Source organism: Clostridium sp. UBA7791 (assembly GCF_002480755.1).
In the GTDB taxonomy this organism is placed as follows: domain Bacteria; phylum Bacillota; class Clostridia; order Clostridiales; family Clostridiaceae; genus Clostridium_J; species Clostridium_J sulfidigenes.
The window spans coordinates 1-26,814 of record NZ_DLCT01000005.1 but is presented as its reverse complement, the minus strand read 5'-3'; the positions used below and the strand labels follow the sequence as shown (position 1 = coordinate 26,814).

The following is a 26,814-nucleotide window of genomic DNA, read 5'->3' as shown; positions in this document are numbered from 1 at the left end:
AAATCAACTCCTATAAATTACTGCCATTCGAATGACATCTTTAGAATAATGCCTAACACCATGTGAGAGTCAATATTATATCCCTATATCTTTCCAACTTATTTTAAAGCTGATTTTCCAAATAATTATATTAATTACAAAAAGAGTTGCTATAAATGCTCCTATAAAGGTAATATTATTTCTAATTATTATGTGTATTGCAGCAAATATCCCAATAAGCACAAATGTAATCGCCCCTGGGCCTATAAGCTTACCACTATCAGTTGAAGCAAATTTCACACTAAAAGGCATCATCTTATTTGATAGTTTAAAATAAACTAATGATGATATTAAAAGGACTAAAAACATTACAATTAAGTCTAAGATTATTGATGGTCCCTTTAATATTAAAAACACTATAGCCGTAAATAAATAAACTGGTATAACTAATTTAAATAAGGTTCCTTTTATTGCTCCTTTTAATATTACTCCTGGATCTTTTATTGGTAATACCTTATATATAAATGCACCTTTATAATTATCACTATTGTTTATATAAGCAGTGCAGAAGCATAGCATTAATACAGTTAAATACATTAATAAATGTACTTTTCCACCATAGCTTGTTTGAATAGTTTCAATAAAGGATTTATCTCTATCTGTAAAAATAAATAAAACTGGCATAAATACAGCCATTGAAAGAGAAGGATATACCTTAAGTTTAAAGTTTCTTTCTGTAGATATCATATTTTTAGTAAATGTAAACATGCTTTTTTCAACTTTATCTTTGCAAATTATTCCCGCTATAAAATCTTTTCTTATTTTATCTCCACCTCTTATAACTCCCCCATTATCATTTAGTTTTTGAAGGTTCTTTTCAAAATATGGTACTACCTTCTTAACATAAAGGATAATTAGTATTACTGGAGCTAATATTGCCATTACAGATAAAAATATTAAAAAAGGATTTCTATTTCCATCTATTAATATTCCAAAAGGAGCTGCAAACCACATAGATGGAACTAAACTATGCCAAAGCTTAGGTACATAGATAGCCGTAATATCTATAGTAGTAAAAAATCTATTAAATAACTGATACCCAAAAGTAAATAAAAATGCTAATAATATTTGAAAGTAATTTATAATATCCTTTAGCTTTTCTCCATCAAAGAACTTTAAAACTAAAGTATATAAAAATGCTGTTATTACTACAACTAATAAAGCTATTAGTATATTTTCCAAAAAAAATATTGGTAAAAATATCACTCCATATTTTACTGTTCCAAAAATTAAAGGCATTAAATTAAGAGACAAAGATATACCAAGTAGATACATACATATATGAGTAAGCTTTGCCGCATTAAAGGTTCTACTATTTACAGGCTTTGGTAATAGTATGTTTTTTTCCTTTACATCTAATAAAACAGCTGAAAAATCTGATATCATAAGTGATACCATCATAAATAGATTTACACCTATAATAATATTTATATTTTTTAAAGCTGGCATATCAGCTAACATTAACATTCCAATAAAAATGCTTAAAAATCCGTTAAAAAGAAGTAGTTGCTTATAATTATTCTTATCTTTATTTTCGGAAGACTTATTATTATTTGTCAAAACAGTACTTACTCTGCGTCCATCCATAGTTAATTTTATTTGCAAAATCATTCGCATAATATCATAATTAACACCAGCTTTTTTATACAGGGCTTTAAATTTATCTAATAGTCTTAATATGGTAAATTCATTCATAGTTATACCTCTTGAACTAAAGACACAAACTCTTTAGCAATTTGTCCATGTTCATTAAATCCTGTTAATTCATTGAATACTTCTTCTAAAGAGCTTTCCTTTTCACTATTTTTAAGCTCCTCAAAACTTCCATCTGCAGCTATTGTTCCATTATCAATAAGTACAATTCTATCACTTACCTTCTCCACAACATCCATTATGTGTGAAGAATAAAATATAGTTTTTCCTTCCTTTGCAAGACTACTCATAACTTCTTTAAATATCATTACACTATTAGCATCTAGTCCACTTAAAGGCTCATCAAAAAATAATATATCTGGATTATGAATTAAACTACATATTATTAGTAGCTTTTGCTTCATTCCTTTTGAATATGAAGATATTCTTGAGTTTATAGCTCCTTCAATTGTAAATAACTTCATAAGCTTTTTTGCTTTTTTAATAAGGGTATCTTGATCTATGCCATATACTCCACCTAAAAAGCTTATATATTCAAATGCAGTTAAATTTTCATATATATCAGCAAGCTCTGGAACATATCCAATTTTCTTCTTGTACTCTACACTTCCATTACTTATATCTTGTCCTAATATTTTTACCTGTCCTGTATAGCCTTCTATTATACCAAGCATTATTTTTATAGTTGTACTCTTACCAGCACCATTAGTTCCTATATATCCTATTATTTGTCCTCTCTGTATCTCTAAATTTATTCCATTTAAGACACGTTTATCTCCAAAGTTCATTTTAAGATCTTTAATTGATATTATACTCTCTAAATTCTCCATAAGCTTTTCCACCTCAAAACACAACATGTGCAAAATTAATATTTTGTTTAGGCATCTGAAAATAAATAATAAGTCAAAGATAGAAAGTATATTTTGAGTTAGCCAAGGAAACAGGTTCCGCAGATAGTAGCACTATCTAAGGGTTCTGTTGACGCAGTATAACACAAAATAGACGAACATTCTGACTTATTTATTTTTTGAAGATGCCTTGTAACTTATACACTAATATAGTACCAAATAAATGATTTATTGTAAAATAAAGGTTTATTCATGGAAGATAAGGTAGACTTATTTTAAAGCCTACCTGTCAAAACTTTATTTTCTCAAACCTTTAACTTCTTATATATTATTTTAAATACGATTATCTCTTATCTTTATTTGAATTTCTTATTGAGTACTTTACCCATACATTAAATATAAGAAGTATTCCTATAACAAGACAACCTGCACTGATAGCTTTAATAAATCCAGCAAAAAATTGTTCATAAGCTTTTATACCTGGTTTATATATTCCAGAATAAATTACTGTAATAAATGATATCAATAATGCACATAATCCCCCAACTAATGATTCATTTCTTTTTAGCTTTTGAATTTCACTAAGTAATAAAATTGTATTTTTATTATTTTCCACCTCTTCATTTTCCTGTTCAATAAATTCACCCTTTAGCAATTCATTAACTGAAACCTCCAACACTTTACTTATTTCTTCAAATAATGAACTATCGGGCATACACTTACCACATTCCCACTTTGAAACTGCTTTATCAGTTACATTCAGATATTCTCCAAACTCTGCTTGAGTCATTTTTTTATTTTTTCTAGCTTCTGTTATAAATCGTCCAATTTTTTGTGTATCCATAATAACACCTCCCTTTAATAATATGATAATCCAAAAGCTACTATATTCAAACCCACCAAAGGTAGAGTATATAGAATATAAGTAGAATATAGTAATTTCACTATTTATTACTGTTTGTAATATCATTTTTATATGGTGAATTTGATTACTTAACACATTTTAACTTTACATATCAACTCTTTACTCACTTATTTGTGATACAGTTCTCCGTATCAGTTGCAGATGATAATACTTTTAGTACATCCGTTAGTAGTATTACGAAAAATCGCATAATTCACTTTCTTGAATTACGCGATTTTTAACTTAAAATTATTTAATTGCAGTTTATTTTTTGAGTATCTACGTTAATACTTATAACTTTGGTTCTGTATGCCAAATCCTTCATAGTTATTAATTCATGACTTTTTTAGTTGCAAGTGATATTTATCCACTCAACTTCCTATTGTAATATATCTAATAAGAAAGTTAACTAAAAATCAAATCAGCTGACAATTTTATAATAAACTCGTGAAGTGAGAAAATAAACAATAGCATAGAAAATAGCAAAGACAAAAATTGTTCCTGCTGTGCAGATTGCAAACAATGTAACATTAGTAAGATTTAATACTGCAAGAAGCTTCACGATAACCTTGAAGGCAAAGGCAATATGAATAATTGCTGTTACAACTGGCAGGAAGAACACCATAAGCACTTGGTTACCAATTGATTTTTTAATCTCTTCTTTGCTCATGCCAACCTTCTTCATAATTTCAAAGCGCTCCTTATCATCATAGCCTTCTGAAATCTGCTTGTAGTATATAATAAGCACCGTAGCCATAATAAATAGTGCTCCAAGGAATATCCCCAAGAAGAAAAGTCCTCCGTATAGAGAAAAGAAGGATTCTCTGGATTCTTCCAAGCCTTCACAACGTGCATCAATAGATAATTGCTTTATTTTGCTATTAATTTCATTAGTTAAAGCAATTTCCTTTTCCGCATTATCATCAGTATCAAAGGAAAAGTAATAAGATAAATCCTCCATTTTGCCATCATCCTGAGTGCTAGAAGCATATATTTTTTCAATTGTCTTTTCATCAGGTACGATAATAAAGTAGCCATTAGTAACTACTGCGGAGGCTATTCCATCCACTGTCATGCTATTTATACGTTCTTTTATTTTAAACTCATTGCCTAAAATATTAATGCTGTCTTCGGCTATTTCTCCTCTATAAGTAAAGAGCAGCACTTCATTTTCCTTTAAAGTAATAGATTTATTTTCCAAGTCATTATATTCACTTAGTGGTACAAACTCTATGAAGCCTAAATTGTTTGCGTCCAAATCACTGCCATTATCTGTGAAATAATTCTTATCTTGTATCATAGCTAGAGATGAAGATCGGTATTTAACTATATTTTTCAAAGTAATATTATCTTTGTCTGATTGCTCTTTTATAATATTATTAATCATTTCTGCCTTTTCTTTTGATATATTTTTTGCGCTTATTGAAATATCTCTTGGATATCTTGTTCTAAGCACATCCTCCATACCAATATACAGCGACACTGTTGTAGATAACATCACTAAAACAGTAGTTGAAAGAATACAAATGTTAGCGAGCCCTACTGCATTCTGTTTCATACGATAAATCATTCCAGACACATTTATAAAATGATTGGTCTTATAATAAAACTTCTTATTTTTTCTAAGGATTTTTAAAAGGGCAATACTTCCTGCAGTAAATAAAGCCCAAGTTCCTATCATAACAAGAATTGCTGCCAGAAAGAACATATTAAGTGCAGCTAGAGGTGATTCTGTAGTTAAGGCAATATAGTAGCCTGCTCCAAGGCTGAGAATTCCAATTAAAGTAAGAATCCACTTTGTTTTTGGCTCCTTTTCACCAACTTGACCTCCCTTAAGAAGCTCAACAGGTTTTGCAAGATGAATTTGTCTCATATTATTTATAAGAGTTAAAACAAAAATAAAGCCAAAGAGAATAACTGTTTTAACTATGGAGTTAGTTGATATAATAAACCCCATTGGCACCTTAAATTGTAAAATCTTAAGAAGTATTAAAAACATAAGCTTGCTTACTGCAATTCCAGATATCAGTCCCAATATCATGCTTATAATTGCCACGAAAAGGGTTTCCCAAAACAACAACTTAGCAATATGCTTTTTCTCCATACCCAAAATATTATATAAACCCAGCTCTTTTTTACGCCTCTTTATAAGAAAGCTGTTTGTATAAAAAAGAAAAATCACTGAGAAAAAACCAATAACATAAGTGCCTAAATTGAGTATTATTTTAAGTTCCCTTCCCCCAGACATACTGTTTAATCCATCATTTACTGATATAAAATGCATGATATAAAACATGGCAATAGTGCTTATACACGTTAGTATATATGGAAAATATGTCTTTCCATTCTTTTTAATATTATTTACAGCTAGCTTTTGATAGAACATCTTACTCATTTTTTACACCGCCTGTAGCAATTATAGTAAGTGTATCGGAAATTTTTTGATACATTTCTTCTTGGGACATGGAAGCTCTATATAGCTGATGAAACACCTCTCCATCTTTTATAAAAAGCACACGGCTTGCATGGCTGGCTGCTTTAGTACTGTGAGTAACCATTATTATGGTTTCTCCTTCTTTATTTATATCATTAAACAAGTGAAGAAGCTCATCACTTGAATGAGAATCCAATGCTCCAGTAGGCTCGTCTGCAAGAATAAGCTGGGGATTAGTAATTAATGCCCTAGCAACGGCAGCTCTCTGCTTTTGACCTCCAGAAACCTCATAAGGATATTTTTGCAAAATATCATCTATTCCAAGTTTCTTTGCAATAGGTTTTAAACGATTATTCATTTCATTAAAGGACTTACCAGATAAAACAAGGGGCAAAAATATATTATCCTGCAAAGAAAAGGTATCAAGAAGATTAAAGTCTTGAAACACAAAGCCTAAATTATCACGACGAAACTTAGAAATTTCCTTTTCCTTAAGATTCATACTGCTTATACCACTCAGCACTACCTCGCCGTTTGAGGGCTTATCTAGAGCTGCAATAATATTTAAAAGGGTAGTCTTACCTGATCCAGACTCCCCCATGATAGCTAAGTACTCACCCTTTTCAACTGAAAAGGACACATCGGATAAAGCCTGAACATGGTTTGTACCAAAACGGCTGATATATGTTTTTTTAAGTTTTTTTACTTCTAATATTGACATAATTTTCTCCTTTCACTCTAAACACTGAATAGTCTGCTTTACTCGTTCCCTTTTAGGCACTTTTAACTTAATATACCCGTAAAGTTTATTTAGTACTGTTATATCCTAACTTCTTATCATGTTCAGTATAACAAAAGGAAGAAATGTATGCCTTAACTTTGGCTTACATTTCTTCCTTTAACCTTACACAGTTGTAAGGCTGCATCAAAATCTTATTCTATTTGCACTTCAATTGTTGCCAGATTGATCATTACTTTTGTCCCTTCATCAACCCTGGAGTCTATAGCTATGCTGTGAGATAGCTTACTTAAAATCTGCTTACATAAATATAATCCAAGGCCTGTAGACTTTTTATCCCATCGACCATTATAGCCTGTAAAACCTCTTTCACATATACGATTTATGTCTTCTTCCCTTATGCCAATACCCGTATCTTCTATGACAAGAGTCTTTTCACTGTAATTATCCATGTATATTGAAATAGTTCCCTCTTTAGTATACTTCAATGCGTTTGATAGAATCTGCTCAATGACAAATACCAGCCACTTTTCATCCGTTAAAACCTCACAGCTTAATTCTTCAAAATCTAACTTAATTTTCTTTCTTACAAACATCCTTGCATATTTTCGTACTGCCTGCTTTACTATATCATCGAGACTGTATTTTTTTAACACAAGGTCAGAAGACATGCTCTCAAGCCTTAGATACTGCAGCACAAACTCTACATACTGCTCAATCTTAAAAAGCTCCATAGAAAGCTCTGAGTTTAGCTCACTTTCCGACCACTGAAGAATTAGACTCATTGCTGAAATAGGTACTTTAATTTGATGCGCCCATAAAGTATAGTAGTCTATTAAATTACTTCGGCTCATATCTGCACTATGGGCGATCTGAATATTATTGCTATAGAGGATAGTAAGCAGATCCTTATAGTCCTTTTCAATTATATCTTTAGGCTCAGGGAGTTTATCAAAGCTTAAGGTAATGCTACTTTTTAAGTCTTGAAGCAATTTATGTCTATTATATAACCTTATAAAATCTATTATAAGGAATATAATACCTGTGCATGCACATAGTACACTAGCATAAACTACTGGCTCTACAGGAAGATTATATAAAGAAAATACAAGTGCAAAGGTGATACAAAACAAACCTAATAGAATAATTCCTTTAACACGCATTTTAAAATAGGAAATCACAAACTTAAAAACCTCTGTTTTCTTCATATCATTCCACCATATACCCTATACCTTTTTTGGTCGTAATAAAATCAGACAGTCCTACCTCCTGCAGCTTTTTGCGAAGTCTTGTTATATTAACGGTTAAGGTATTGTCATCGATATAGCTGTCAGTTTCCCAAAGCCTTGTCATAATGGTATCCCGAGACACAGCCTTGCCTTTATTTTCGAGAAGAATCTGCAGTATCTTGTTTTCATTCTTTGAAAGCTCAATTTTTCTGTCGTGATAATTTAAGGTAGCATCACTTATATTAAGTATTGAACCTTTATGCTCAAGCAAGTTAGTCTGTCCTGTAAAATCATAGGTTCGACGTAATAAAGCCTGTACCTTTGCAGTCAGCACATTAAGGTCAAAAGGCTTTGCAATAAAATCGTCTCCCCCCATATTCATAGCCATAACTATGTTCATACTATCTGAGGCTGATGAAATAAAAATAATAGGAACCTTAGAAACCTTTCTAATCTCACTACACCAATGGTAGCCATTAAAAAATGGCAAGGTAATATCTAAAAGAACAAGCTGCGGACTATAGGAAACAAATGCAGCAAGTACATCCTTAAAATCAGTCACACATTCTGCCTCAAATCCCCAAGACCTTATGTGGTTCTTCACTGTTTTAGCAATTATCAAATCATCTTCTACTATTAGAATTTTATACATTTATTGCTCACCTTACTTTTCTTTCTAATATTTCTAAATCGATAGTATATTCTTCTCATGGTTTAAAAGCCATTGCTTTCTATCTATGCCACCAGCATATCCAGTTAAACTTCCATTAGTTCCAATAACCCTATGACAAGGTACTATTATCCATATTTTATTTCTACTATTTGCACTTCCCACTGCCCTAACACTTTTTTCATTTCCTACCCTAATCGCTAAGCTCTTATAGGATAAGGTTTCCCCATAAGAAATCTTCAATAATTCATTCCATACATTCTTTTGAAAATCAGTACCATTTAATGAAACCTTTAAATCGAATGCTTTTCTACTTCCATTAAAGTATTCATTTAACTGAGCAATAGTATTTTCTAATATTTCATTTCCTTTATTCATCACGGACTTTTCTTGCTCCACAAACATAACTGATAGTATTGAATCTTCAGAGCAAATTATTTCTAATATTCCAATAGGCGAATTATAATAACCATAATATTTTTTAATCATACAAACACCTCCTAATAAAATTTTTATCATCCGTTATACTTTTATCTCATTTATACTATTTCTTTTTCTATACTCCTTAGGAGCAATACCTGCATTTTGTTTAAAACATTTATAAAAATTAGAAAGACTTTTAAATCCTACATCGTATGCAATCTCTAAAATAGTATCATTACTTTTACTTAGAAGCTGCATCGCTTTATTTATTCTTATTTGTGATACATATTCGTTAGGTGTTAGTCCTGTATATTCTTTAAATAATCTTGTTAAATGACTAATACTAACACCAAATTCCTTTGAAATAAACCTGAATTTAATTGGTTTATTATAATTCTGGATTAACTTTTCCTTTACTTTTTCAATTAATTCTCTATTCGGTTCAAAATTATGTTCCTTTATATCAGGCCTACATAATTTACATGGTCTGAAACCTTCTTTGATAGCATCATCTACACTATTAAAAAACAGTATATTCTCTTTCAATGGTGTCTTAGCTTTACATGAAGGTCTGCAACAAATACCTGTTGTTTTCACAGCATAGTAAAATAACCCATCATAATACTTATTACAACTTATTACTGCATTCCATTTCTCATCTTCAGATATTACTATGTTTCCTTGTATAACTACCATCTCCTAAAAGCATTTACATAATTCTCAAAAGCTGCTACTCTTTCATTAAAGGCTTTAAAACACCCGCAGCTAGTACATTCCTTACTTTCGTTATAGCAATTAGTAATACCAATTTTACTCATAATTATAATTCCACTCCTCGTAAAAGTTTATTTTATATTTTGATTCTAGCATTACTAAAAGTATAACTCTTCCTGTATTTTGCTATCTAATTTTAAGTGTTTTCACTAAGGTATTTCAGGTACTCGAAAGAGTCTACGTCATTTATGGTACGGCTTCCGTATCACAAGCAAATGTAGTTTTTACATTCTATTCTTGTGTATATATTCTACATAGCGGAAGCTCACTATTCACATACGTTCATAGGAGTAAGTGATTCACACCAAATCATAGATTACAATTCTTTACTTAGCGTGTGGTATTGGATATGTTCGATACTTTGATAAAGTGTATATCAGTTATTTATGTAATTAGATTATTCTAAAACATAATCTTTTTATACATCATATAAGAATTAAGATTAGATTCCTTGGTCTTTATATAGAAGTTAAAAGCAAAAAAAGTGCTCTATCCTCGCAAGATTAGCACTTTTTTAAGATTCATAGTTTATATATAAATTTTATCCAATATCCCTAAAACAAAATAAACCTTCTAATCTTTATTTTTTAATATTAAATGTTTTTAAGTGTTTTTGTTATCTCATTTTCATATATTCCACCATGATAACATATTATTCTATCAATATCATAATCTAAAAACTTTTTAATAGACCTTTTAGCCTCTTCTATGTCTAAAGTATACTGAGGTAGTGCAATATCTAAATTTCCATTTTCTACAACCAAAGCATCTCCAGTTATTAATGATTTACTTTCTTTGTGATAAATAGATATGTGACCTGGCATATGTCCAGGTGTAGCTATTATTTCAATTCCTCCACAAAACTCTAAATAATCTTTATCTTTTAATGTTACATCTACATTACAACTTTCTACTGTTTCAAGGATTTTATGAAAATAATTAGCTTGCTCTTTTTCCTTTTCTGTTAAAGAATCATATATACTTTCAGCTTGTTGTAGTCTTAACGATTTTTTACTAGCATTAATATATGGTGCATCTTCTTCAGATGCCAATATCTGTATACTAGGATATTGTCTCTTAAATTCTGCTAACGCTCCCATATGGTCAAAATCATGATGAGTTATAATTATTTTAGATAAATTTTTTATATTAACTCCATTATTTATTGCAACATCCTCTATCAATCTGAGAAAATCAGGATATCCACAATCTATTAATACCATCTCATTTTCATCTTCTAACATTACAGGGTAAATAGTATCGTTTTTGTCACCAAATTTGAAAGACACTTCTAATATATTTATCTTACTCATGTTAATCACTCCTAATAATAATCTAGTCACTTAAATAGTATCATGTATTTAAAACATGTAGTTAGTCTATAAATATTTATGTATTATTTATTCCCACATACTAACCATAAGCATACATGCTCTCATGCTTTATTTATAATACATTTTATATTCCCTAATAATTTTCCTAATACTATTTTGAGTAAGATAATATTTATTTGCTAATTCCTTAACTGAACTTCCATTATTAAATGAATTGTAAATTTGTGTATTTCTTTCTATTAGTTCATTTTTAAACCCACTATTCTCTCCCCAACTTTTTCTATTTTCATTTTTTCTAGGTATATATAAATAACTTCCATCAACATACTGTTGAATTATCTTAATAATTTCCTTAGGTAATATCTTTTGTGCATTTTTATACTTCATAGTCTTTGCTCCTATTTAATATTTATATTTTTAAAAATATTAAAGCAAAAACTGCACAAAACTATTTTGATTAAATCTCTCTTTTAAAACAGCTCCTAACAAAATATGTTCTGTGTTATTACAGTCTTTGCTTGGAGCTTAATGCAATAACTAGTTTTTGTGTCAAGTTTTTCATCTCTTTTCTACTAACTATTGATTTATATATTTACTAAATTTTAAACTCTAAATACTAATTATTCATTAGTTTCTATTTAGTAAAAACCTCACTTACTTACGATACGGTTCAACATTTGAAATCCTAAATTTAAATCTTTATGCCTATCTTTGTCCTAACTTCAAATTTGGTACTGCATTTAGTGTTAAATCTGCAATTCTACCAGCTTTATACTCATAATAAGCAGCACTTCCAATCATAGCTGCATTATCTGTACATAAAATTGGAGCTGGGAATAAAACTTTTATCCCTTCCTTTTCTCCTCTTTCCATAAGCTTTGCTCTAAGATAAGAATTAGATGCAACTCCTCCAGATATAGCTATTTTATCTACTTGTTTCTCTTTGCAAGCCTTCATAGCATTATCTACTAATACATCTACCACAGCCTTTTGGAAGGAAGCAGCTACATCAGCTTGATTATAGCTCTCACCCTTCATTTGAAGAGAGTTTAAGTAGTTAAGTACTGCTGATTTAACTCCACTAAAGGAGAAATCTAGTGTCTTATCATGGAAATTTGCCCTTGGAAACTTAATAGCGTCCTCATTTCCCTCTTTAGCAATCTTATCAATTTTAGGTCCACCAGGATATCCAAGTCCAATAGCTCTAGCCACTTTATCATAGGCTTCCCCTGCTGCATCATCTCTAGTTTCTCCTAGAACTTCAAAGCTGCCATAATCCTTCATATGAACAATAAAGGTATGTCCTCCTGATACTACTAAAGTAATAAAAGGTGGTTTTAGATCCTTATGCTCAATAAAATTAGCACTTATATGACCTTCAATATGATTTACTCCTATAAGGGGAATATTTAATCCATAAGCCAAAGCCTTAGCATATTGAAGCCCCACAAGTAAAGCTCCCACAAGCCCTGGCCCATAGGTAACGCCCACGGCATCTATATCTTGAAAAGTCAGATTTGCTTCTCTAAGTGCTTCTTCCACCACAGCACTAATAGCCTCTATATGCATTCTTGAAGCTACCTCTGGCACAACTCCACCAAATTTTTTGTGTATATCAATTTGAGAAGCTATAACATTAGATAAAACTTCTCTTCCATTCACTACTACTGAAGCTGCTGTTTCATCACAACTTGACTCTATAGCAAGTATTTTAAAATTTTCTTTTACTTCATTTGCTTCTTTCATATTTTTCACCTACTTTTAAATAATTTACACACTATGAAAGTTTATATTAAAAGTTTACCCTTAAGGTACTAACTTAAACTTATCCACATGCTAAAATAATATATCCACACATTTATACAATTATATCAACAAATGTGATTACTTCATACATTTTATCATTTTTTAAAGAGTAATTACACATGTTTTACTTAATTCTTATACAACAATCAATGAACCACTGCATTGGTTTGGATAGATACTTGTCTCGATGATAACAAATTGAGTTATAATTGAAAAGCCTAATATCCTTAATTGATAATTTTGCTATATCTCCTTCTTTAACTTGCTGCATAACCAGCAAATCTGGAATAACACTTATTCCAAAATCATACTTTACAGCTTGAATAAGTGCTTGTGAATTTACACTTGTCATCATAGGATCCACATAAATATGCTTAAGTAATAAAGCACTATCAAGGGTATCTCTTATTGCAGATCCCTTTTCCCTAAGTAGTAGTGGTTGTGCAGCAAACTCTTCCGCCGCGATTTCTAACCTTCCACTTTTAGCAAAATCATGATTAGAGGAACATATCACTGACATTTCATAAGAAGAAACCTCATGACTAATCAATTGTTTATTATGAATAGCTCCCTCCATTAGTGCAATATCTATTTCATTATTTAATAATTTTTCTTCAATATTAGTAGCACTATCCACTTGAATCTTTAATGGTGTTCTTCCATACTTTCGCCTCCACTCTTTAATCCATTTCTGAAGCCAGAAATTAGCTATAGTAATACTAGATCCAATTCGAATAGTTACTAATTCCTCTTGATATTTAAAACCATTCTCTAACTCCTCATGAAGTTCAATTATTCGCACCACTTTATGTAGTAGTATTTCACCAGTTCCTGTAAGATGAATTTTTCTCCCAATTCGTTCAAAAAGTTTTCCACCTATCTCCGCTTCTAAATCACTTATAACATGTGAAATCGCTGGTTGAGTCATATATAATTTTTTTGCTGTCTTCGTAAAGCTCAACTCTTCACATACCTCTTTAAAAATATACATCTGCCTCAAGTTCATTATAAATCTCACTCCTTTACATTACTTTTTAGTAATGTATTTCATAAAATATTATCATTTTATTTATCTATGTACAAGTAATATAATTGTATAACTTAGAGAAAGGAGGGTTCCATGAATTATTTAAATAAGAATTCAAAATATAAAACTTGCCTTTGGCTTTTTGGAGTTAACTTCTTCATTAGTGCCTTTACCTTTGGAGGAGGTTATGTAGTAATTCCTATGATTCGTAAATACTTTGTCGAGAAAAAACAATACTTTGGTGAGGAAGAGTTACTAGATATGGCAGCAATAGCTCAGTCTTCTCCTGGAGCCATAGCTGTAAATCTATCAGTATTATCTGGATATCGCATAGCTGGCTTTTTAGGTGCTGTTATCAGCTGTATTTCTGCTGTACTTCCTCCACTTATAATACTATCTTTAATTTCTACCTGCTATAGCTTTTTCCGTGATAATGCCACTATTTCATCTATATTAAAGGGAATGGAAGCGGGAGTTGCCGCTTTGATTGTAGATTTAGTAGTAACCATGATTCAGACTGTTACAAAAGAAAAAAATGCTTTACTCTCTTTAATGATTCCTGTAGTTTTCATAGCTAGTTTTATTTTTAATATAAACGTTATGATTATTCTAGTAAGTTGCATTATCCTTTGTCTCATTTTTAAAAACAAATTTTAGGAGGAAGGTTTATGTATAACTATATTTTTAAACTTTTTCTTAGCTTTTTACAAATAGGCTTCTTTAGTATAGGCGGTGGATATGCAACTATTCCCTTAATCCAAGCGCAAGTAGTAGAGAAACATGCCTGGCTTACTATGCAAGAGTTCACGGATATTATTACTATATCTCAAATGACTCCTGGTCCCTTAGCCATTAATACTTCCACCTTTGTAGGAATTCAAATTAATGGGATTTTCGGTGCCCTTGTAGCTACCTTAGGATGTATTATTTCAGGCTTTTTCATCTCACTTTTTTTGTATAATTTTTTTCAAAATCATACTAAATCAAAAAATATTTCAAATATTTTAAAAGGACTTCGTTCAGCTTCCATAGGACTTATTGCTTCTTCTGCTGGTACTATACTAATGCTTTCCTTCCTAGGAACTTCAACATGGAATTTGGTAGAAATGAGTCTTCAAATAAAATCTATAATTATTTTTGTAGTATGCCTCTTTCTACTTAGAAAAACTAAAATAAATCCAATGGATGTGATGATACTCTCAGGTATTGCAGGAATACTATTTTAAATTATATAAAATAATCTGACCTTTACCTAAAGTATTATTATTTCGTTCAAACATAAGTTCCTGTGTTATAATATACTTACTAAAGTTATTTATTTAAACAATTAATCACACAATCATAGAAAGAGGAATTAAAATGAAAGATATTAACTATGCTAAAGTTGTGGTAAAGGGATCACCAATTTCTAAATCTAACTTTAAACTTTTCAATAGCAGTAACAGAGCTATTTTACCATATAACTCTGGAAAATATCATGATAGATATGCACTATACGAGGAAGAAATAGCCTACGAATGTAGGGTTCAAAATCCAAGTGTAACCTTAACAGAGGCACTTATAGCTGTCCTTAAGGTTTATTATAAAAGTGAAAAACGTCATCCAGACACAAATAACATAACAAAAAGTATTTTAGATGGTGTTGAAAAAAGTGGCCTTATAATAAATGATGCCCAAGTAAGAAGACTTATTATAGAAGAATTTTACGATAAAGAAAATCCAAGATTTGAACTTGAACTCTTTGGGGAAAGTTCCTATGCCATGGATTATAAAATAGTTAAGCTAGAAGAAAAACAGCCCATAATAAATTATGAACCTCCTAGTAACAAAAAAAATAAAACCTTAGATAGCTATAGTGCCTCAGGTTTATGCAAAGAGTTTTCCCCTGGAGATAACAATCTATCTTCCAGTAAAGGCTCTAAACAAATCTGTGAACTTTGTCTAAAGGAAGTTTCCAAAGATAATATCATGTCCTGCAATAAAGGGAAAACTCTAATATGTAAAAGTTGCTTTAAAAAACTATTCTAAAAAACACAAGGAATTTAAAGTAATAAATTTATTTAAACAAAGGTTGAGCATGTCCTTATAATTATTAAGTACATGCTCAACCTTTTATAACTTACAAAAGCCATAAATTTTAAATTGTTCTTCCATTAATGAGAACTACTCGTTTAGAGAACATGCCATGAACAACTTTAGCCTCTTCTCCTCGAGAGATAAAAGGATAATTATAAGTTCTATAGGCAATTTCTCTTTTATTTTTAAAGTCAGTAACATATACAGTCCAATACTGGCTTCCATTTCTGCTCTCCTGTGATTCTGTCACCCCAGTGCATACACCTATTAAAGATGTATATAATCCTAAGATATACTCTATAAGAGAAAAGATTTCTCTAAGAACAATTATAAAAAATATAACCTCAAATATATCCGATATTTTACTTTCTATTAGGGTATATGTAAATATAACCATAACAACAATATTATATAATCCAAGACTCCTTTTATTAAATGGCACCCTTTCAAAAGGCATAAACCAAGGTTTAAATCTCCAAAATATACTACTACCTTCCACGGGATAGTCCGTACCGTTTACTGCTGCTCGCCACTTCATTTGATGGTCATTCAACCCTAAGACTATAATTTTCTCTGTAATAAATATTAGGTTCACATAAATTCCTAGCATTATAAAAGCGGCAACAATAAAATATGACTTCTTTATTATAAGTGCAGAAAAAAGAATATATAAAATGAAGAAAATAGTACCTGATTTCATTAATTTCATTTTAGATCTCATCTCATCCTTAGCCTCTTGAGATAAATCCTTAGCTCTATTTATTGCACTTGCAATAGCAGTAGCCACAAAAGGCAAAGTGAAAAATTCAACATAATTTTTTATATTTATTTCTTCGATTATACTAATTTCATATCCTAAATCTTGAATCATATTAACATCATACCCAAAATGCCGAAGTACAAGTACTATATTAATTACAATGCTTATTAACAACATACATACTGAAAAATTTCTTACGGACTTCAAACCACGTTGATCTAACATTACTTTTACTCCCTTACTATATTTATAACTATCTAAATTATATATTTTTTTCTACAATATGTAAATAACCATAGGGTTATACCCCTGGTTTAATATAATTAATTTATATCTTGAGCTTTCATTTTATCCAGTTCAGCTTCTTTTTCTTTTTTGTATCTCTTACGTCCATATTCCCATTCTGCCAAAAACATATTAGTTAATATGAGAAATGGAAATAAATTTCTAAAGCTAAGTGTTAGTTTTGTAAATCTAAACACACATATTGCAAAAATCACTGATATTAAAGGTATAATCCCTCCTAATAAACAGTTCTTTTGTTTACCAAGAAAATATTCAACTCCTAAGAGTGCACCTGCAACTACAAATGCAATAATAATAGTACTTATATCTGACATGGTTATTCTCCTTTCAAACATTTCTTATACTTGTCAATAATTAACTTTGCAGTTTCCAAATCAAGCTTAGAATCCACTGCCAATCCTTTAATAAATATTTGGAATGGCTCTTCTTCTTTCTTATCATTTAGTTCAATTTTTTGAATCAGTTTATCCAATCTCAATCTCACAGTAGGATAAGATACTTCATACATTTTTGCAATATCTTTTAAAGATCCAGATTTCAGCACAAAATTTTTCAAAAAACCTGCATCTTCTTGCTCTAAAGCAAGTATCCATTGTGGTATTTTATCAATATCCATTTTAACCTTCCTTTCATATTATGTTTAATAATATTAATTATAACCTAAATAATATTAAAATCAATAAGCAACATAATATAAATTTAATTAATTTTCTTTACTCAAAAATATATAACAAATAAGAGGTTGAGTGAAAACTCAACCTCTTATAATATTCTATTCCATTTTCCCTACAAAAAATCTAGTTTCTATCAAAAACCAACCCAACGCAGCTCCTAAGCCTATAGGAAAACCTCTAAGTAAATCTTTCTTCAAAGGCCTAAAAAAATAATCAAGACCATAAAGTACTTATAATAATTTCCTTGGGATCTGACCCCATTACATTTTATTCCATCTTAACACCTCTAGCTAATAAAAACTCTCCGTTATCAGCTAAAGTTCTCTTACAATAAGACTTAAGTTCCATTTCAAGTAAAGTCTCCCAAGCTATCTTATCCTTCTCAATGTCATTTACAGCTTTCCTAAACCCACTAGATATACAAGGACTTCCGCCTAGGGTTATATTCTCTAATCCACAAGTTGATAGCAAAGCCTCTAACTCTTCTGCTTCAAAGAAATGTCTTTCAGGATGAGACACTAACTCATGTTTTGGTAAATTACCAGTTTCCACAACTTCAGGTATATACCAATAATTAGGTTTTCCAAAGAAGGATACATAATCAAAATCTTCCCTACCTAATTGTGTTCTTATCACTCCCCATTTACTATTTACACTAACTAGAACTTGTCCACCTGGTTTCGTAACTCTAACCAGCTCCCTAACAGCCTTTTCCACATTCCCTAAAAGATAATTAAGAGGCGCTCCATAACAAATCACCATATCAAAGGTATTATCTTCAAGCATTGATAAATCCGCTAAATCTCCATTTATAATCCCATCTATATAAGCCATCAAATTATTTTCCTTTAATTTATCTTCGGCAATTCTTAACTGCTCTGTAGATATATCAAATAAAGTAACTCTATTTTTTAGTTTAGCTAATTCTATACTAAATCTCCCTGCTCCACAGCCAGCATCTAAAACCTTTTTGCCTTCTCCTATATAGTCCTTAAGAAAATCCATGTGAAGATAATAATTAATCCTATCATAAGGTGTAAGCTCTAACCTCTGCCATTCTCTCTCACCATAGTTGTTATAAAAACTTTTAATTTCATTTGGATTGTACATTAATATCCCTCCATGTCTTCTTAAAATAATACTGATATATTATTCTTCAATATATACCATAATACCTTTTTATTTACATTGTAATTTTTGTAATGGGGTCAGACCCCCTTACATTTTATTCCTAGGGGTCTGACCCCATAACATTTTATTCCAGAGATTTTACCCACTCTAAAGAATGTTCCCTTGATTAAATTCATTGATAAAGCAAGTCATTATAGGAAATACTAATTACGATTTACAATACAATAGACTTTTTAATAAAATAATGGAGGAAAAAACCTATGGAAAACCTTGAAAGAGCAATTGACAGAATAAAAATACTTGAATGCCCTACTGGAGACTTAGAAAATCGAGTTGCAGATATTCTTGAGGATTATAAGGTTGCGGATAAAAATAAAATAACTATAAATAGAGCCGAACAATTAGATGTAAATGGTGCTGAAGCTTATAGTGCTAAAATTTCAAGCAATTCGCCACAGTCTATCACTATACTAGCAAAGTCAGGTATGGATGATTATGTAGCTAAAGTAATTGATGTGTCTATAGGTTAAGTTGCAGTAATACGTAAAGCCTGTTAAAACTTTCTTTTAAATTAAGATACCTTATATTAACTTATTAAGACTATGCTAAATAAAAAATGCTTTTGCTAAACTTTAAGCAAAAGCATTTTTAAAGGTAAAAGGTATTCCATTACTTTTTTAAGCTAATCCTGCTCTATTTTTTCTACTATATAACCTGCATCTTCAATGGCACACTTCATTTCTTTATCATTAACAGAATCTGTTCCATCAACCACTACTATTTGAGATTTTAGGTGTACATCCACATTATCAATCCCATGAACTCCTTGTAATGCTGTTTTAACATTGGTAACACACTTTCCACAAGTCATACCTTCAACGGTTAATCTTTTTTTCATTTCTAATTTCTCCTTTCATTAATATACATATAGTATTAATATAATCATGAAAAATTATTGATAAAATATTTAAAAGTGTTAGTATAGTATTATAGGCACATAATTCTAAATTTTTTAAACATATAAAAGTATACGATTTCATTTACATAGTTCAATTTGCAAGTATACGATTTCATTGAAAATTAAGGATTATGTTAACTACACATTAAAAAATCAAATAAAAAAGTTAATTTTATTAGGGGGAGATTTGGTAATGGAAAAAGAATTCAATTGGAAAGAATTAGGGTTTGATTACCTAAAGGCAGATTTTAATTTTATTTCTCATTATAAAGATGGACAATGGGATGAAGGAAACTTAGTTGAAGATGATAAAATAACAATTAGCCAAGGTTCAACATGCTTGCATTATGGACAACAATGTTTTGAAGGTTTAAAAGCATATACTCATAAAGATGGAAAAGTATGCTTATTCAGACCTGATCAAAATGCTAAAAGATTAAATGAAAGCTGTAGAAGAGTTTTAATGCCAGAAGTACCAGTAGAATTCTTCTTAGATGCTTGCAGAAGAATTGTTAAAGCAAATAAAAGACTTATCCCACCATATGGAAGTGGAGCAACACTATATCTTAGACCTTACGTAATAGGCGTAGGTGACAATGTAGGTGTTCGTCCAGCTAGGGAATATATATTTGGAATCTTTGTTACACCAGTTGGACCATACTTCAAAGGTGGAATGGCTCCAGTTAACTTCATAACTTCTGACTTTGACAGAGCTGCTCCTATGGGAACTGGTGCTGCTAAAGTTGGTGGTAACTATGCTGGAAGCTTATTACCTCATGCAGAAGCTGTTAAAGCAGGCTTTGCTGATTGTATCTATTTAGATCCAGCAACTCATACAAAAATAGAAGAAGTAGGTGCTGCAAACTTCTTTGGAATAACTAAAGATGGTACCTTTGTTACACCTAAATCTCCATCTATATTACCAAGTATAACTAAGAGATCTCTATTATACTTAGCTGAGCATAACTTAGGTATGAAGGTAGAAGAAAGAGACGTATTAATAGATAACTTAGGTGAATTTGCAGAAGCTGGAGCTTGCGGTACTGCAGCTGTAATCACTCCAATCGGAGCAATCCAACATAAAGAAAACAAACACGTTTTCCATAGCGAAACAGAAGTTGGCCCAGTAACTAGAAAACTTTATGAAACTTTACTAGGAATTCAAGCTGGCGATATAGAAGCACCAGAAGGTTGGATATTCAACGTAGAAATTTAATATAATATTTAAGGCTCATCATAAAAGATTATGGTGAGCCTTTCTTTAGCTGATTGCATTAATAAACACATCTGCATATATAGTAATAAGGGATATTTTAAGCATGAGTAAAAGTTTAATAATATCTTGATTAAAGTTAAGGGGGGATACTAAAGCAAATGGAAGCTGAAATATTAAAAATGGCTCTATCGCAAGGTATATGGGCAGTTCTCAGCATATTTCTATTGTTTTATATATTAAAAGCTCAAGAAAAAAGAGATGAAAAGCAAGAAGAAAGAGAAAAGAACTACCAAGAGATAATATCGAAAATAACCGATAAGTTAATGATAATAGAAGAAGTAAAAAAAGATGTTGAAGATATAAAAAAATATATTATAACCAATAATAAGTAATAAATAAAATGTAAGCCAATGACGTTAATGATGTCATTGGCTTATTTTTTATTGTTCTTACTATTGATTAATTTTATATTTGTTGCTGAATTCATATAAGTAATTAGTAATGTTAATTAAATAATAGTGTTTAAATATACATACTACAGATTCACCTATTATAAAAACAAATACATAAAGATTTTATTATCTAAAAACTTAATTGGACTTAAATGCTATATATTTATATAATTCTACTTGTTTGTAAATATTTATTTTTAGGAGGATATTATGAAAAAATTACTAATTTTATTATTAGCATTATCAATCCTTGTTTTTGCTTTTGGATGTGATTCAAAGAAAGCATCAAAGAATACAAGCTCACCAGCCTCTACTGAAGAAGCTTCTAAATCTGATGAAAAGGTACCAGAGCTTACTATGAGCTGGGGAAACGAATTACATACAGGTATAATGAATGTTGCTACAAAAAAACCTGAGCTATTTAAAGAAACTGGAGTATATTTCAATCCACTTTCTAAGGATAAATTTGAATTATTAGAAAATGGTAAGAAAATAGCTATCTTAAATTTTGTTCCTAGTAAAGGTGGATCTGAAACTGCTAATCTTATGAGTCAAGGGCATGTGGATTATGGATTTGGATCAAATACAGCTTTCCTTACTGCTGTAGACAATGGAGCTAAATTAAAAATTGCAGCACCTTTCCAAAGTGATGGAATTGCCTTAGTATTTCCACCAAACACTAATTTAAAGAATTGGGATGATATAAAAAAACACATATTAGATTTAAAACAACCACTTAAACTTGGCTATCATTCACCAGTAAGTGGACCTAGAATAGTAATTGAATCAGTTTTAAAAGCCCAAGGGTTAAAGGTAACTGAAAATCCAAGTGATACTTCAGCAAATGTTCTTTTAGTTGATCTTAAAGGTTCAAACAATCTATTGCCATCTTTAACTAGCAAGCAAGTTGATGCTTGGGTAGGGCCATCACACCATCCTGAAGCTGCAGAAGAAAAAGGTTTAGGTGAAATAGCATTAAATCTGAAGGACTTCCCAGAAAACGGTCAATGGAATGACTTCCCATGTTGTGTATTTGCTGCTACAGATAAAGCTATCAATGATTATCCTGAGGTAACTAAAGCTTTTACAAAGCTTGTAGCTGCAAACGCAAAATATTGTACTGAACACCATGGAGAAGTGTCAAAGATTATGGCAGAAGTTATTGGTGTATCAGAAGAAACCATTAATAAATGTGAGATAAAATACTTCACAGCTCCATCAGAAAATTGGTATAAGGGTATAGAAATATATGTGGAAAAACTTAATGAGATGGATAAATTTAATGGACAACTAAAGGGATTAGATTTTGAAAAAGTCAAGAAACTAGTTTTTGATTTTAGATTTTTAGAATAGAATTATCATTATGGAAAAGCTTCCTAATTTATGCTAGGAAGCTTTTTTATAGAGGGAGGTTAAAGGTTTGAAACATCTAAAAAAAATATTGTGGAAGTTATTAGTGCCTATTCTATTTATACTATTATGGCATATACTCTCCTTTAGGATTAATAATGCTGTAATTTTGCCAAGAATAGTATCAGTTTTAGATAACTTTGCTCATGCCACAAACGATTTTATCGGCCTTGGATCAATACCTGTAAATGTCTTAGTTAGTTTAACTCGAGTACTTCTTGGATATATTGTAGGTGTATTTATTGCCATTCCATTAGGTCTGTTAATGGGATATAAGGCAAGGGTATATAATTTATTTAATAATTTTATTAATATATTTAGACCTATACCACCACTGGCATGGGTACCCTTAGTTTTGGCGTGGTTTGGTGTAGCAAGTTTTTCAACAGTTTTTAAAATAGAGGGCGGAGAACTCCAAGCCTTTTTAAATAACTTTAAGTTCTCAATGATGTTTATTATCGGCTTAGGTACCTTCTTCCCTGTACTTACAAATACTATATTTGCTGTTAGAACTGTTCCCAAAACGCTAGTAGAATCTGCAAAGGTTCTTGGAGCTTCAGAAAGGGATATATTCTTTAAAATTCTCCTACCAGCCTCTGCCCCAACTATTATAACAGGACTTAGGACAGGCCTCGGAATTGCTTGGTCCTGCCTAGTATCTGCAGAAATGCTTCCAGGTAGCTTATCAGGTGTTGGTTATTTAATAACCCATGCTTATGAACTCGGCAGAACTGACTTGGTTATCACAGGAATGATTTGTATTGGTGCTGTAGGAGCAAGCCTTGATGGAATTTATAGAATCGTAGAAAAGAAATACTTTTCCTGGCAAAGTAAAGTAAGATAGGGGTGATAGTATGGAAAATTATATTGAAATATCAAATCTTAGCAGAACATTTATTACAGGGGGTTCACTAGAGGTACATGCTTTAAAAGATATAAACCTATCAGTCCAAGAAAATGATTTTATATCTATTGTAGGCCCCTCTGGATGTGGAAAGTCAACCCTACTTAGAATTATATCCAGTTTAGAAAAAGCAACAAAGGGAAATGTATTTTTCAAGGGCAAAGAGATTACTAAGCCATCCTTTGAGATTGGTATGGTTTTTCAACATTATTCTCTACTCCAGTGGAAAAACGTTATAAATAATATTGCTCTAGGTGCTGAGTTTAAAAAAGCACCTAAAAAACAGAGACTTGAAGAAGCAAGAAAATATTTGAAGCTAATAAATATGGAAGAATTCGAAAATGCATATCCTTATGAGCTTTCCGGTGGAATGCAGCAAAGAGTTGCAATAGCAAGAGCCCTGGCTAATAATCCTGAAGTTCTTTTAATGGATGAACCTTTCGGAGCACTTGATGCCTATACTCGTATAATATTACAAAGAGAGCTTTTGAATATTTGGGAGAAAAATAAGAAAACAATTCTATTCGTAACCCACTCAGTAGATGAAGCTGTTTATCTATCTGATAAAATTGTAGTAATGGGCAAAAACCCTGGAAATATTAGAAGCATTATTGATGTTAATATGGATAGACCTAGAGATAGAGGAAATGTGGAATATGCTCATATAACTGCAAAAATACTGAAAATGCTTGAGGAAGAGTAAATAAGACATGAAATATCATCAAATTTTCTATGGACCTACAAAAAGCTGTCACGTTAGCATATTTATCTTATGTTAATGGGACAGCCCCCTTTTTTTTATTGCTCTTACTGTTGAGATTAAATCATGTTTAATAATATTTCAACACCCTTTGCTACTACATACATAGCTGCACCTATTATCATTAATTCCATGCTATCATCTCCTTATAGAATAGATATTTAAAGTTTTTATTTTTACACTAATAGTATGTCCAACTCTTTAAGGCTACATTCGTATTATTTAAAAATTATTAAAATGCACTATATAATAAATCATCTTGTAACATTAACTTTAATCCCTCAAAGGTAACTTTTTTTATCTCCTTAATTTGTTCATCTAAAGTGTATCTATCTTGAATAATATCTAAAAAAGACTTTCTTAATACTAATAATCTGTATTTATTTTTGAAACCAGTATGGATTAGATCAAATTCACCACTATTATCCTTTAGTCTTCTTGTTAATTCTTGAAAATTATTAGAATTAACCACAGCAGCTCTATTTTTAACCTCTGAAATATCAACTAATATAACAAAATCAGGTCCCTTTTCCTTATCTAATGGCTCTATTTTATGATCTTTAGGATCAAATATAATTCCTACAAATATCCCAGGGCTCCAATTTTCAAATAACTCAATACCGCATCTTCCCCATCTATCATTTTGTCTTTTTCTAATAAAATCTTCTCTTTTAAATATTTCTAAATCACCAACTTCTGCTCTAAGCTCTTCAATAGTTGGTATGTACAAAATCTCTCTAACCTTTTCTAAAAAACTCTGAGCTAAGAAATTTGATAACACTTCTTCAACCTTTATATTCTCATACAATCCAAGACCTTGATCCCTTAAATATTGTATAAGCTGTTCTACTAAAAAATCATTAACAGGATTAAGTTCATCTTTACTTTCCTTAAATTTTTCTAAGAAAACACAAACTTCACCCCATACTAAGGATATATCTGATTTTTGCGTATGTTGTAATTTTGTTCTTGTTACTAAAACAGTATAAAATTCTTCACTTCCTAGTTCACTTGAACATTCCTTATATTTTTTTATTTGATTAATTCCTAAACCACTATCCACCTTATGTTCACATATAAATCCTTTATCTCCAGATCTAATTAGTAAGTCTATTCTCCCCTTACTAACACTTACTTGAGTATCTAAGGTAACATCTTCTTGATGGTTTATTAAGACATCCTTATCTTTAAACTTACTAACTAAAAACTTGCAATAAGCATTAGCTAATCCATCAACCTCATTTAAAATAAAGGTAAATAACTCCGTAAGATAATCTTCCTTCGAATCCTTTTTAACTGTAGGTATGTATGATTTAATTTTAGTAAATAAAGAGTTGTTCATTGGCAACCATCCCCTTAATCTTATGATTATTTTCTTACTTTAATATTAACTTATATAACTTATTGATTAAACATTTATATTAATAAAAGTTCAGTTTTAATACCATTCAATTTAACACAACCCCTTAAATAAATTTAAATTCGTATTTAAATACATCTCATGTTAAGGTTAATCCCTATAGCAAATTTAAGCGTATTTTCCATACTAGAATTTAAATACATCTCATGTTAAGGTTAATCCTATCATCTTTGTAATGGTCTTTTGTCCAATATTTACATTTAAATACATCTCATGTTAAGGTTAATCAAGTCAGCGTGGACTAATTTACTAACTGGTATGGCATTTAAATACATCTCATGTTGAAGTTAATCTTAGTCTAGCTATCTAGATTACAGGCTATTTTTTTAATTTAAATACATCTCATGTTGAAGTTAATCAGCCATCCTCTAAGTTGATATATCCAGATACATCATATTTAAATACATCTCATGTTGAAGTTAATCCAGACCCTGCAAGTGGAACTCTATGTAATGCCTTATTTAAATACATCTCATGTTGAAGTTAATCGTACCTAATGCAAAAGGTCATAAAACCTTTGTACAATTTAAATACATCTCATGTTGAAGTTAATCCTCCACTTAATACCATTACTGATAACATCATAACATTTAAATACATCTCATGTTGAAGTTAATCGTCGCATCCGATTTTGATGGAACTGGATTAATGGGATTTAAATACATCTCATGTTGAAGTTAATCAGTCATCTTTATAATCTTGCTTATACTGCTGCTTATATTTAAATACATCTCATGTTGAAGTTAATCATAGATACATTTCTTTCTGACCCTCAGCCATTCAAATTTAAATACATCTCATGTTGAAGTTAATCTGTAATTACTATGCCTAAAACTATACTTACAATAGGATTTAAATACATCTCAT

Annotated in this window: 29 protein-coding genes and 1 CRISPR repeat array; of the genes, 9 read left to right on the top strand and 20 right to left on the bottom strand. The window is 30.6% G+C overall.

Features of this window, described 5'->3' with window-relative positions; all coding sequences use genetic code 11:
- Positions 1 to 75 precede the first annotated feature (75 nt).
- From B3Z56_RS05695 to B3Z56_RS05630, 14 genes are all read right to left on the bottom strand, one after another.
- Positions 76 to 1,734, bottom strand: a complete 1,659-nt coding sequence (locus tag B3Z56_RS05695; RefSeq protein WP_346878412.1) for a hypothetical protein — start codon at positions 1,732 to 1,734, stop codon at positions 76 to 78.
- 2 nt (positions 1,735 to 1,736) lie between these two features.
- Entirely contained in the window at positions 1,737 to 2,522 is a 786-nt protein-coding gene (locus B3Z56_RS05690) for an ABC transporter ATP-binding protein (protein ID WP_346877680.1), read from the bottom strand.
- A 361-nt stretch (positions 2,523 to 2,883) separates the two neighbouring features.
- Positions 2,884 to 3,384: a helix-turn-helix transcriptional regulator gene (locus B3Z56_RS05685; RefSeq protein ID WP_312654316.1), complete on the bottom strand. Its 501-nt coding sequence runs from the start codon at positions 3,382 to 3,384 to the stop codon at positions 2,884 to 2,886.
- A gap of 481 nt (positions 3,385 to 3,865) precedes the next feature.
- Positions 3,866 to 5,839, bottom strand: coding sequence for an ABC transporter permease (locus B3Z56_RS05680; RefSeq protein ID WP_346878411.1), 1,974 nt, complete (start codon positions 5,837 to 5,839; stop codon positions 3,866 to 3,868).
- Entirely contained in the window at positions 5,832 to 6,599 is a 768-nt protein-coding gene (locus B3Z56_RS05675; RefSeq protein WP_346877678.1) for an ABC transporter ATP-binding protein, read from the bottom strand. The genes B3Z56_RS05680 and B3Z56_RS05675 overlap by 8 nt, the downstream gene beginning before the upstream one ends.
- Positions 6,600 to 6,811: 212 nt before the next feature.
- On the bottom strand, positions 6,812 to 7,825 hold the full coding sequence (locus B3Z56_RS05670; protein WP_346878410.1) for a sensor histidine kinase: 1,014 nt from the start codon (positions 7,823 to 7,825) through the stop codon (positions 6,812 to 6,814).
- A 1-nt stretch (position 7,826) separates the two neighbouring features.
- On the bottom strand, positions 7,827 to 8,498 hold the full coding sequence (locus B3Z56_RS05665) for a response regulator transcription factor (protein ID WP_346877676.1): 672 nt from the start codon (positions 8,496 to 8,498) through the stop codon (positions 7,827 to 7,829).
- A 33-nt stretch (positions 8,499 to 8,531) separates the two neighbouring features.
- Positions 8,532 to 9,005, bottom strand: a complete 474-nt coding sequence (locus tag B3Z56_RS05660) for a methylated-DNA--[protein]-cysteine S-methyltransferase (RefSeq protein WP_346877675.1) — start codon at positions 9,003 to 9,005, stop codon at positions 8,532 to 8,534.
- 33 nt (positions 9,006 to 9,038) lie between these two features.
- Positions 9,039 to 9,635, bottom strand: a complete 597-nt coding sequence (locus B3Z56_RS05655; protein ID WP_346877674.1) for a bifunctional transcriptional activator/DNA repair enzyme AdaA — start codon at positions 9,633 to 9,635, stop codon at positions 9,039 to 9,041.
- A complete protein-coding gene (locus tag B3Z56_RS05650; protein ID WP_346847146.1) occupies positions 9,629 to 9,757 on the bottom strand; it encodes a CGGC domain-containing protein in 129 nt (42 codons plus the stop codon). Before B3Z56_RS05650 ends, B3Z56_RS05655 begins: the two co-directional genes overlap by 7 nt.
- Positions 9,758 to 10,306: 549 nt before the next feature.
- Positions 10,307 to 11,026, bottom strand: a complete 720-nt coding sequence (locus tag B3Z56_RS05645; protein ID WP_346877673.1) for an MBL fold metallo-hydrolase — start codon at positions 11,024 to 11,026, stop codon at positions 10,307 to 10,309.
- 129 nt (positions 11,027 to 11,155) lie between these two features.
- The gene (locus B3Z56_RS05640; protein ID WP_346847144.1) at positions 11,156 to 11,434 is read right to left on the bottom strand and encodes a CD3324 family protein; all 279 of its coding nucleotides are present in this window, start codon (positions 11,432 to 11,434) and stop codon (positions 11,156 to 11,158) included.
- Between the two features lie 318 nt (positions 11,435 to 11,752).
- Entirely contained in the window at positions 11,753 to 12,793 is a 1,041-nt protein-coding gene (gene tsaD / locus B3Z56_RS05635) for a tRNA (adenosine(37)-N6)-threonylcarbamoyltransferase complex transferase subunit TsaD (RefSeq protein ID WP_346870760.1), read from the bottom strand.
- Positions 12,794 to 12,977: 184 nt separating this feature from the next.
- Positions 12,978 to 13,859, bottom strand: a complete 882-nt coding sequence (locus B3Z56_RS05630; protein ID WP_346878409.1) for a LysR family transcriptional regulator — start codon at positions 13,857 to 13,859, stop codon at positions 12,978 to 12,980.
- A gap of 114 nt (positions 13,860 to 13,973) precedes the next feature.
- Between B3Z56_RS05630 and B3Z56_RS05625 the strand changes: the two genes are divergently transcribed.
- The 3 genes from B3Z56_RS05625 to B3Z56_RS05615 all read left to right on the top strand — a co-directional run bounded on the left by B3Z56_RS05625 (position 13,974) and on the right by B3Z56_RS05615 (position 15,908).
- On the top strand, positions 13,974 to 14,537 hold the full coding sequence (locus B3Z56_RS05625) for a chromate transporter (protein WP_346847141.1): 564 nt from the start codon (positions 13,974 to 13,976) through the stop codon (positions 14,535 to 14,537).
- Positions 14,538 to 14,548: 11 nt separating this feature from the next.
- Complete coding sequence (locus tag B3Z56_RS05620) at positions 14,549 to 15,106, top strand: chromate transporter (protein WP_346878408.1); 558 nt, start codon at positions 14,549 to 14,551, stop codon at positions 15,104 to 15,106.
- Positions 15,107 to 15,239: 133 nt separating this feature from the next.
- The gene (locus B3Z56_RS05615) at positions 15,240 to 15,908 is read left to right on the top strand and encodes a RusA family crossover junction endodeoxyribonuclease (protein ID WP_035130962.1); all 669 of its coding nucleotides are present in this window, start codon (positions 15,240 to 15,242) and stop codon (positions 15,906 to 15,908) included.
- A 109-nt stretch (positions 15,909 to 16,017) separates the two neighbouring features.
- On the opposite strand, the gene B3Z56_RS05610 is transcribed toward B3Z56_RS05615, so the two are convergent.
- The 4 genes from B3Z56_RS05610 to B3Z56_RS05595 form a co-directional block, all read right to left on the bottom strand.
- Positions 16,018 to 16,941: a hypothetical protein gene (locus B3Z56_RS05610; protein ID WP_346847139.1), complete on the bottom strand. Its 924-nt coding sequence runs from the start codon at positions 16,939 to 16,941 to the stop codon at positions 16,018 to 16,020.
- Between the two features lie 98 nt (positions 16,942 to 17,039).
- Entirely contained in the window at positions 17,040 to 17,336 is a 297-nt protein-coding gene (locus tag B3Z56_RS05605) for a hypothetical protein (protein ID WP_346847138.1), read from the bottom strand.
- Between the two features lie 2 nt (positions 17,337 to 17,338).
- Positions 17,339 to 17,638 (bottom strand): DUF2089 family protein, encoded by a 300-nt coding sequence (locus B3Z56_RS05600; RefSeq protein WP_346847137.1) that lies wholly within the window; start codon positions 17,636 to 17,638, stop codon positions 17,339 to 17,341.
- 325 nt (positions 17,639 to 17,963) lie between these two features.
- On the bottom strand, positions 17,964 to 18,806 hold the full coding sequence (locus B3Z56_RS05595) for a class I SAM-dependent methyltransferase (protein ID WP_346847136.1): 843 nt from the start codon (positions 18,804 to 18,806) through the stop codon (positions 17,964 to 17,966).
- Between the two features lie 281 nt (positions 18,807 to 19,087).
- Between B3Z56_RS05595 and B3Z56_RS05590 the strand changes: the two genes are divergently transcribed.
- On the top strand, positions 19,088 to 19,357 hold the full coding sequence (locus tag B3Z56_RS05590) for a hypothetical protein (protein ID WP_035130968.1): 270 nt from the start codon (positions 19,088 to 19,090) through the stop codon (positions 19,355 to 19,357).
- 152 nt (positions 19,358 to 19,509) lie between these two features.
- Here the strand turns inward: B3Z56_RS05590 and B3Z56_RS05585 are convergent, their stop codons facing one another.
- Entirely contained in the window at positions 19,510 to 19,725 is a 216-nt protein-coding gene (locus tag B3Z56_RS05585; RefSeq protein WP_346847135.1) for a heavy metal-associated domain-containing protein, read from the bottom strand.
- Between the two features lie 253 nt (positions 19,726 to 19,978).
- Here B3Z56_RS05585 and B3Z56_RS05580 point away from each other — a divergent pair, with 253 nt between their 5' ends.
- The 5 genes from B3Z56_RS05580 to B3Z56_RS05560 all read left to right on the top strand — a co-directional run bounded on the left by B3Z56_RS05580 (position 19,979) and on the right by B3Z56_RS05560 (position 24,470).
- Complete coding sequence (locus tag B3Z56_RS05580; protein WP_346878407.1) at positions 19,979 to 21,001, top strand: branched-chain amino acid aminotransferase; 1,023 nt, start codon at positions 19,979 to 19,981, stop codon at positions 20,999 to 21,001.
- A gap of 158 nt (positions 21,002 to 21,159) precedes the next feature.
- Positions 21,160 to 21,393, top strand: coding sequence for a BhlA/UviB family holin-like peptide (locus B3Z56_RS05575; protein ID WP_346877667.1), 234 nt, complete (start codon positions 21,160 to 21,162; stop codon positions 21,391 to 21,393).
- A gap of 270 nt (positions 21,394 to 21,663) precedes the next feature.
- Complete coding sequence (locus tag B3Z56_RS05570; protein WP_346877666.1) at positions 21,664 to 22,806, top strand: ABC transporter substrate-binding protein; 1,143 nt, start codon at positions 21,664 to 21,666, stop codon at positions 22,804 to 22,806.
- A gap of 67 nt (positions 22,807 to 22,873) precedes the next feature.
- Positions 22,874 to 23,707, top strand: coding sequence for an ABC transporter permease (locus B3Z56_RS05565; protein WP_346877665.1), 834 nt, complete (start codon positions 22,874 to 22,876; stop codon positions 23,705 to 23,707).
- 10 nt (positions 23,708 to 23,717) lie between these two features.
- A complete protein-coding gene (locus B3Z56_RS05560) occupies positions 23,718 to 24,470 on the top strand; it encodes an ABC transporter ATP-binding protein (RefSeq protein WP_346877664.1) in 753 nt (250 codons plus the stop codon).
- A gap of 289 nt (positions 24,471 to 24,759) precedes the next feature.
- Here B3Z56_RS05560 and B3Z56_RS05555 read toward each other — a convergent pair whose 3' ends face one another.
- The gene (locus B3Z56_RS05555) at positions 24,760 to 25,869 is read right to left on the bottom strand and encodes a hypothetical protein (RefSeq protein ID WP_346878406.1); all 1,110 of its coding nucleotides are present in this window, start codon (positions 25,867 to 25,869) and stop codon (positions 24,760 to 24,762) included.
- Between the two features lie 144 nt (positions 25,870 to 26,013).
- Positions 26,014 to 26,761: direct repeats of the CRISPR family, unit length 30 nt; unit sequence ATTTAAATACATCTCATGTTGAAGTTAATC.
- Positions 26,762 to 26,814 lie beyond the last annotated feature (53 nt).

Excerpts from the sequence above, each read along its gene's own strand:
- B3Z56_RS05580 (WP_346878407.1), top strand. The coding sequence starts at position 19,979 with ATGGAAAAAGAATTCAATTGGAAAGAATTAGGGTTTGATTACCTAAAG.
- B3Z56_RS05555 (WP_346878406.1), bottom strand. The coding sequence starts at position 25,869 with ATGAACAACTCTTTATTTACTAAAATTAAATCATACATACCTACAGTT.
- B3Z56_RS05610 (WP_346847139.1), bottom strand. The coding sequence starts at position 16,941 with ATGTTAGATCAACGTGGTTTGAAGTCCGTAAGAAATTTTTCAGTATGT.
- B3Z56_RS05675 (WP_346877678.1), bottom strand. The coding sequence starts at position 6,599 with ATGTCAATATTAGAAGTAAAAAAACTTAAAAAAACATATATCAGCCGT.
- B3Z56_RS05605 (WP_346847138.1), bottom strand. The coding sequence starts at position 17,336 with ATGTCAGATATAAGTACTATTATTATTGCATTTGTAGTTGCAGGTGCA.
- B3Z56_RS05575 (WP_346877667.1), top strand. The coding sequence starts at position 21,160 with ATGGAAGCTGAAATATTAAAAATGGCTCTATCGCAAGGTATATGGGCA.
- B3Z56_RS05570 (WP_346877666.1), top strand. The coding sequence starts at position 21,664 with ATGAAAAAATTACTAATTTTATTATTAGCATTATCAATCCTTGTTTTT.
- B3Z56_RS05630 (WP_346878409.1), bottom strand. The coding sequence starts at position 13,859 with ATGAACTTGAGGCAGATGTATATTTTTAAAGAGGTATGTGAAGAGTTG.
- B3Z56_RS05645 (WP_346877673.1), bottom strand. The coding sequence starts at position 11,026 with ATGAGTAAGATAAATATATTAGAAGTGTCTTTCAAATTTGGTGACAAA.
- B3Z56_RS05670 (WP_346878410.1), bottom strand. The coding sequence starts at position 7,825 with ATGAAGAAAACAGAGGTTTTTAAGTTTGTGATTTCCTATTTTAAAATG.
- B3Z56_RS05590 (WP_035130968.1), top strand. The coding sequence starts at position 19,088 with ATGGAAAACCTTGAAAGAGCAATTGACAGAATAAAAATACTTGAATGC.
- B3Z56_RS05665 (WP_346877676.1), bottom strand. The coding sequence starts at position 8,498 with ATGTATAAAATTCTAATAGTAGAAGATGATTTGATAATTGCTAAAACA.
- B3Z56_RS05625 (WP_346847141.1), top strand. The coding sequence starts at position 13,974 with ATGAATTATTTAAATAAGAATTCAAAATATAAAACTTGCCTTTGGCTT.
- B3Z56_RS05595 (WP_346847136.1), bottom strand. The coding sequence starts at position 18,806 with ATGTACAATCCAAATGAAATTAAAAGTTTTTATAACAACTATGGTGAG.
- B3Z56_RS05655 (WP_346877674.1), bottom strand. The coding sequence starts at position 9,635 with ATGGTAGTTATACAAGGAAACATAGTAATATCTGAAGATGAGAAATGG.
- B3Z56_RS05585 (WP_346847135.1), bottom strand. The coding sequence starts at position 19,725 with ATGAAAAAAAGATTAACCGTTGAAGGTATGACTTGTGGAAAGTGTGTT.
- B3Z56_RS05680 (WP_346878411.1), bottom strand. The coding sequence starts at position 5,839 with ATGAGTAAGATGTTCTATCAAAAGCTAGCTGTAAATAATATTAAAAAG.
- B3Z56_RS05690 (WP_346877680.1), bottom strand. The coding sequence starts at position 2,522 with ATGGAGAATTTAGAGAGTATAATATCAATTAAAGATCTTAAAATGAAC.
- tsaD (WP_346870760.1), bottom strand. The coding sequence starts at position 12,793 with ATGAAAGAAGCAAATGAAGTAAAAGAAAATTTTAAAATACTTGCTATA.
- B3Z56_RS05660 (WP_346877675.1), bottom strand. The coding sequence starts at position 9,005 with ATGATTAAAAAATATTATGGTTATTATAATTCGCCTATTGGAATATTA.
- B3Z56_RS05600 (WP_346847137.1), bottom strand. The coding sequence starts at position 17,638 with ATGGATATTGATAAAATACCACAATGGATACTTGCTTTAGAGCAAGAA.
- B3Z56_RS05695 (WP_346878412.1), bottom strand. The coding sequence starts at position 1,734 with ATGAATGAATTTACCATATTAAGACTATTAGATAAATTTAAAGCCCTG.
- B3Z56_RS05620 (WP_346878408.1), top strand. The coding sequence starts at position 14,549 with ATGTATAACTATATTTTTAAACTTTTTCTTAGCTTTTTACAAATAGGC.
- B3Z56_RS05615 (WP_035130962.1), top strand. The coding sequence starts at position 15,240 with ATGAAAGATATTAACTATGCTAAAGTTGTGGTAAAGGGATCACCAATT.
- B3Z56_RS05685 (WP_312654316.1), bottom strand. The coding sequence starts at position 3,384 with ATGGATACACAAAAAATTGGACGATTTATAACAGAAGCTAGAAAAAAT.
- B3Z56_RS05650 (WP_346847146.1), bottom strand. The coding sequence starts at position 9,757 with ATGAGTAAAATTGGTATTACTAATTGCTATAACGAAAGTAAGGAATGT.
- B3Z56_RS05640 (WP_346847144.1), bottom strand. The coding sequence starts at position 11,434 with ATGAAGTATAAAAATGCACAAAAGATATTACCTAAGGAAATTATTAAG.
- B3Z56_RS05560 (WP_346877664.1), top strand. The coding sequence starts at position 23,718 with ATGGAAAATTATATTGAAATATCAAATCTTAGCAGAACATTTATTACA.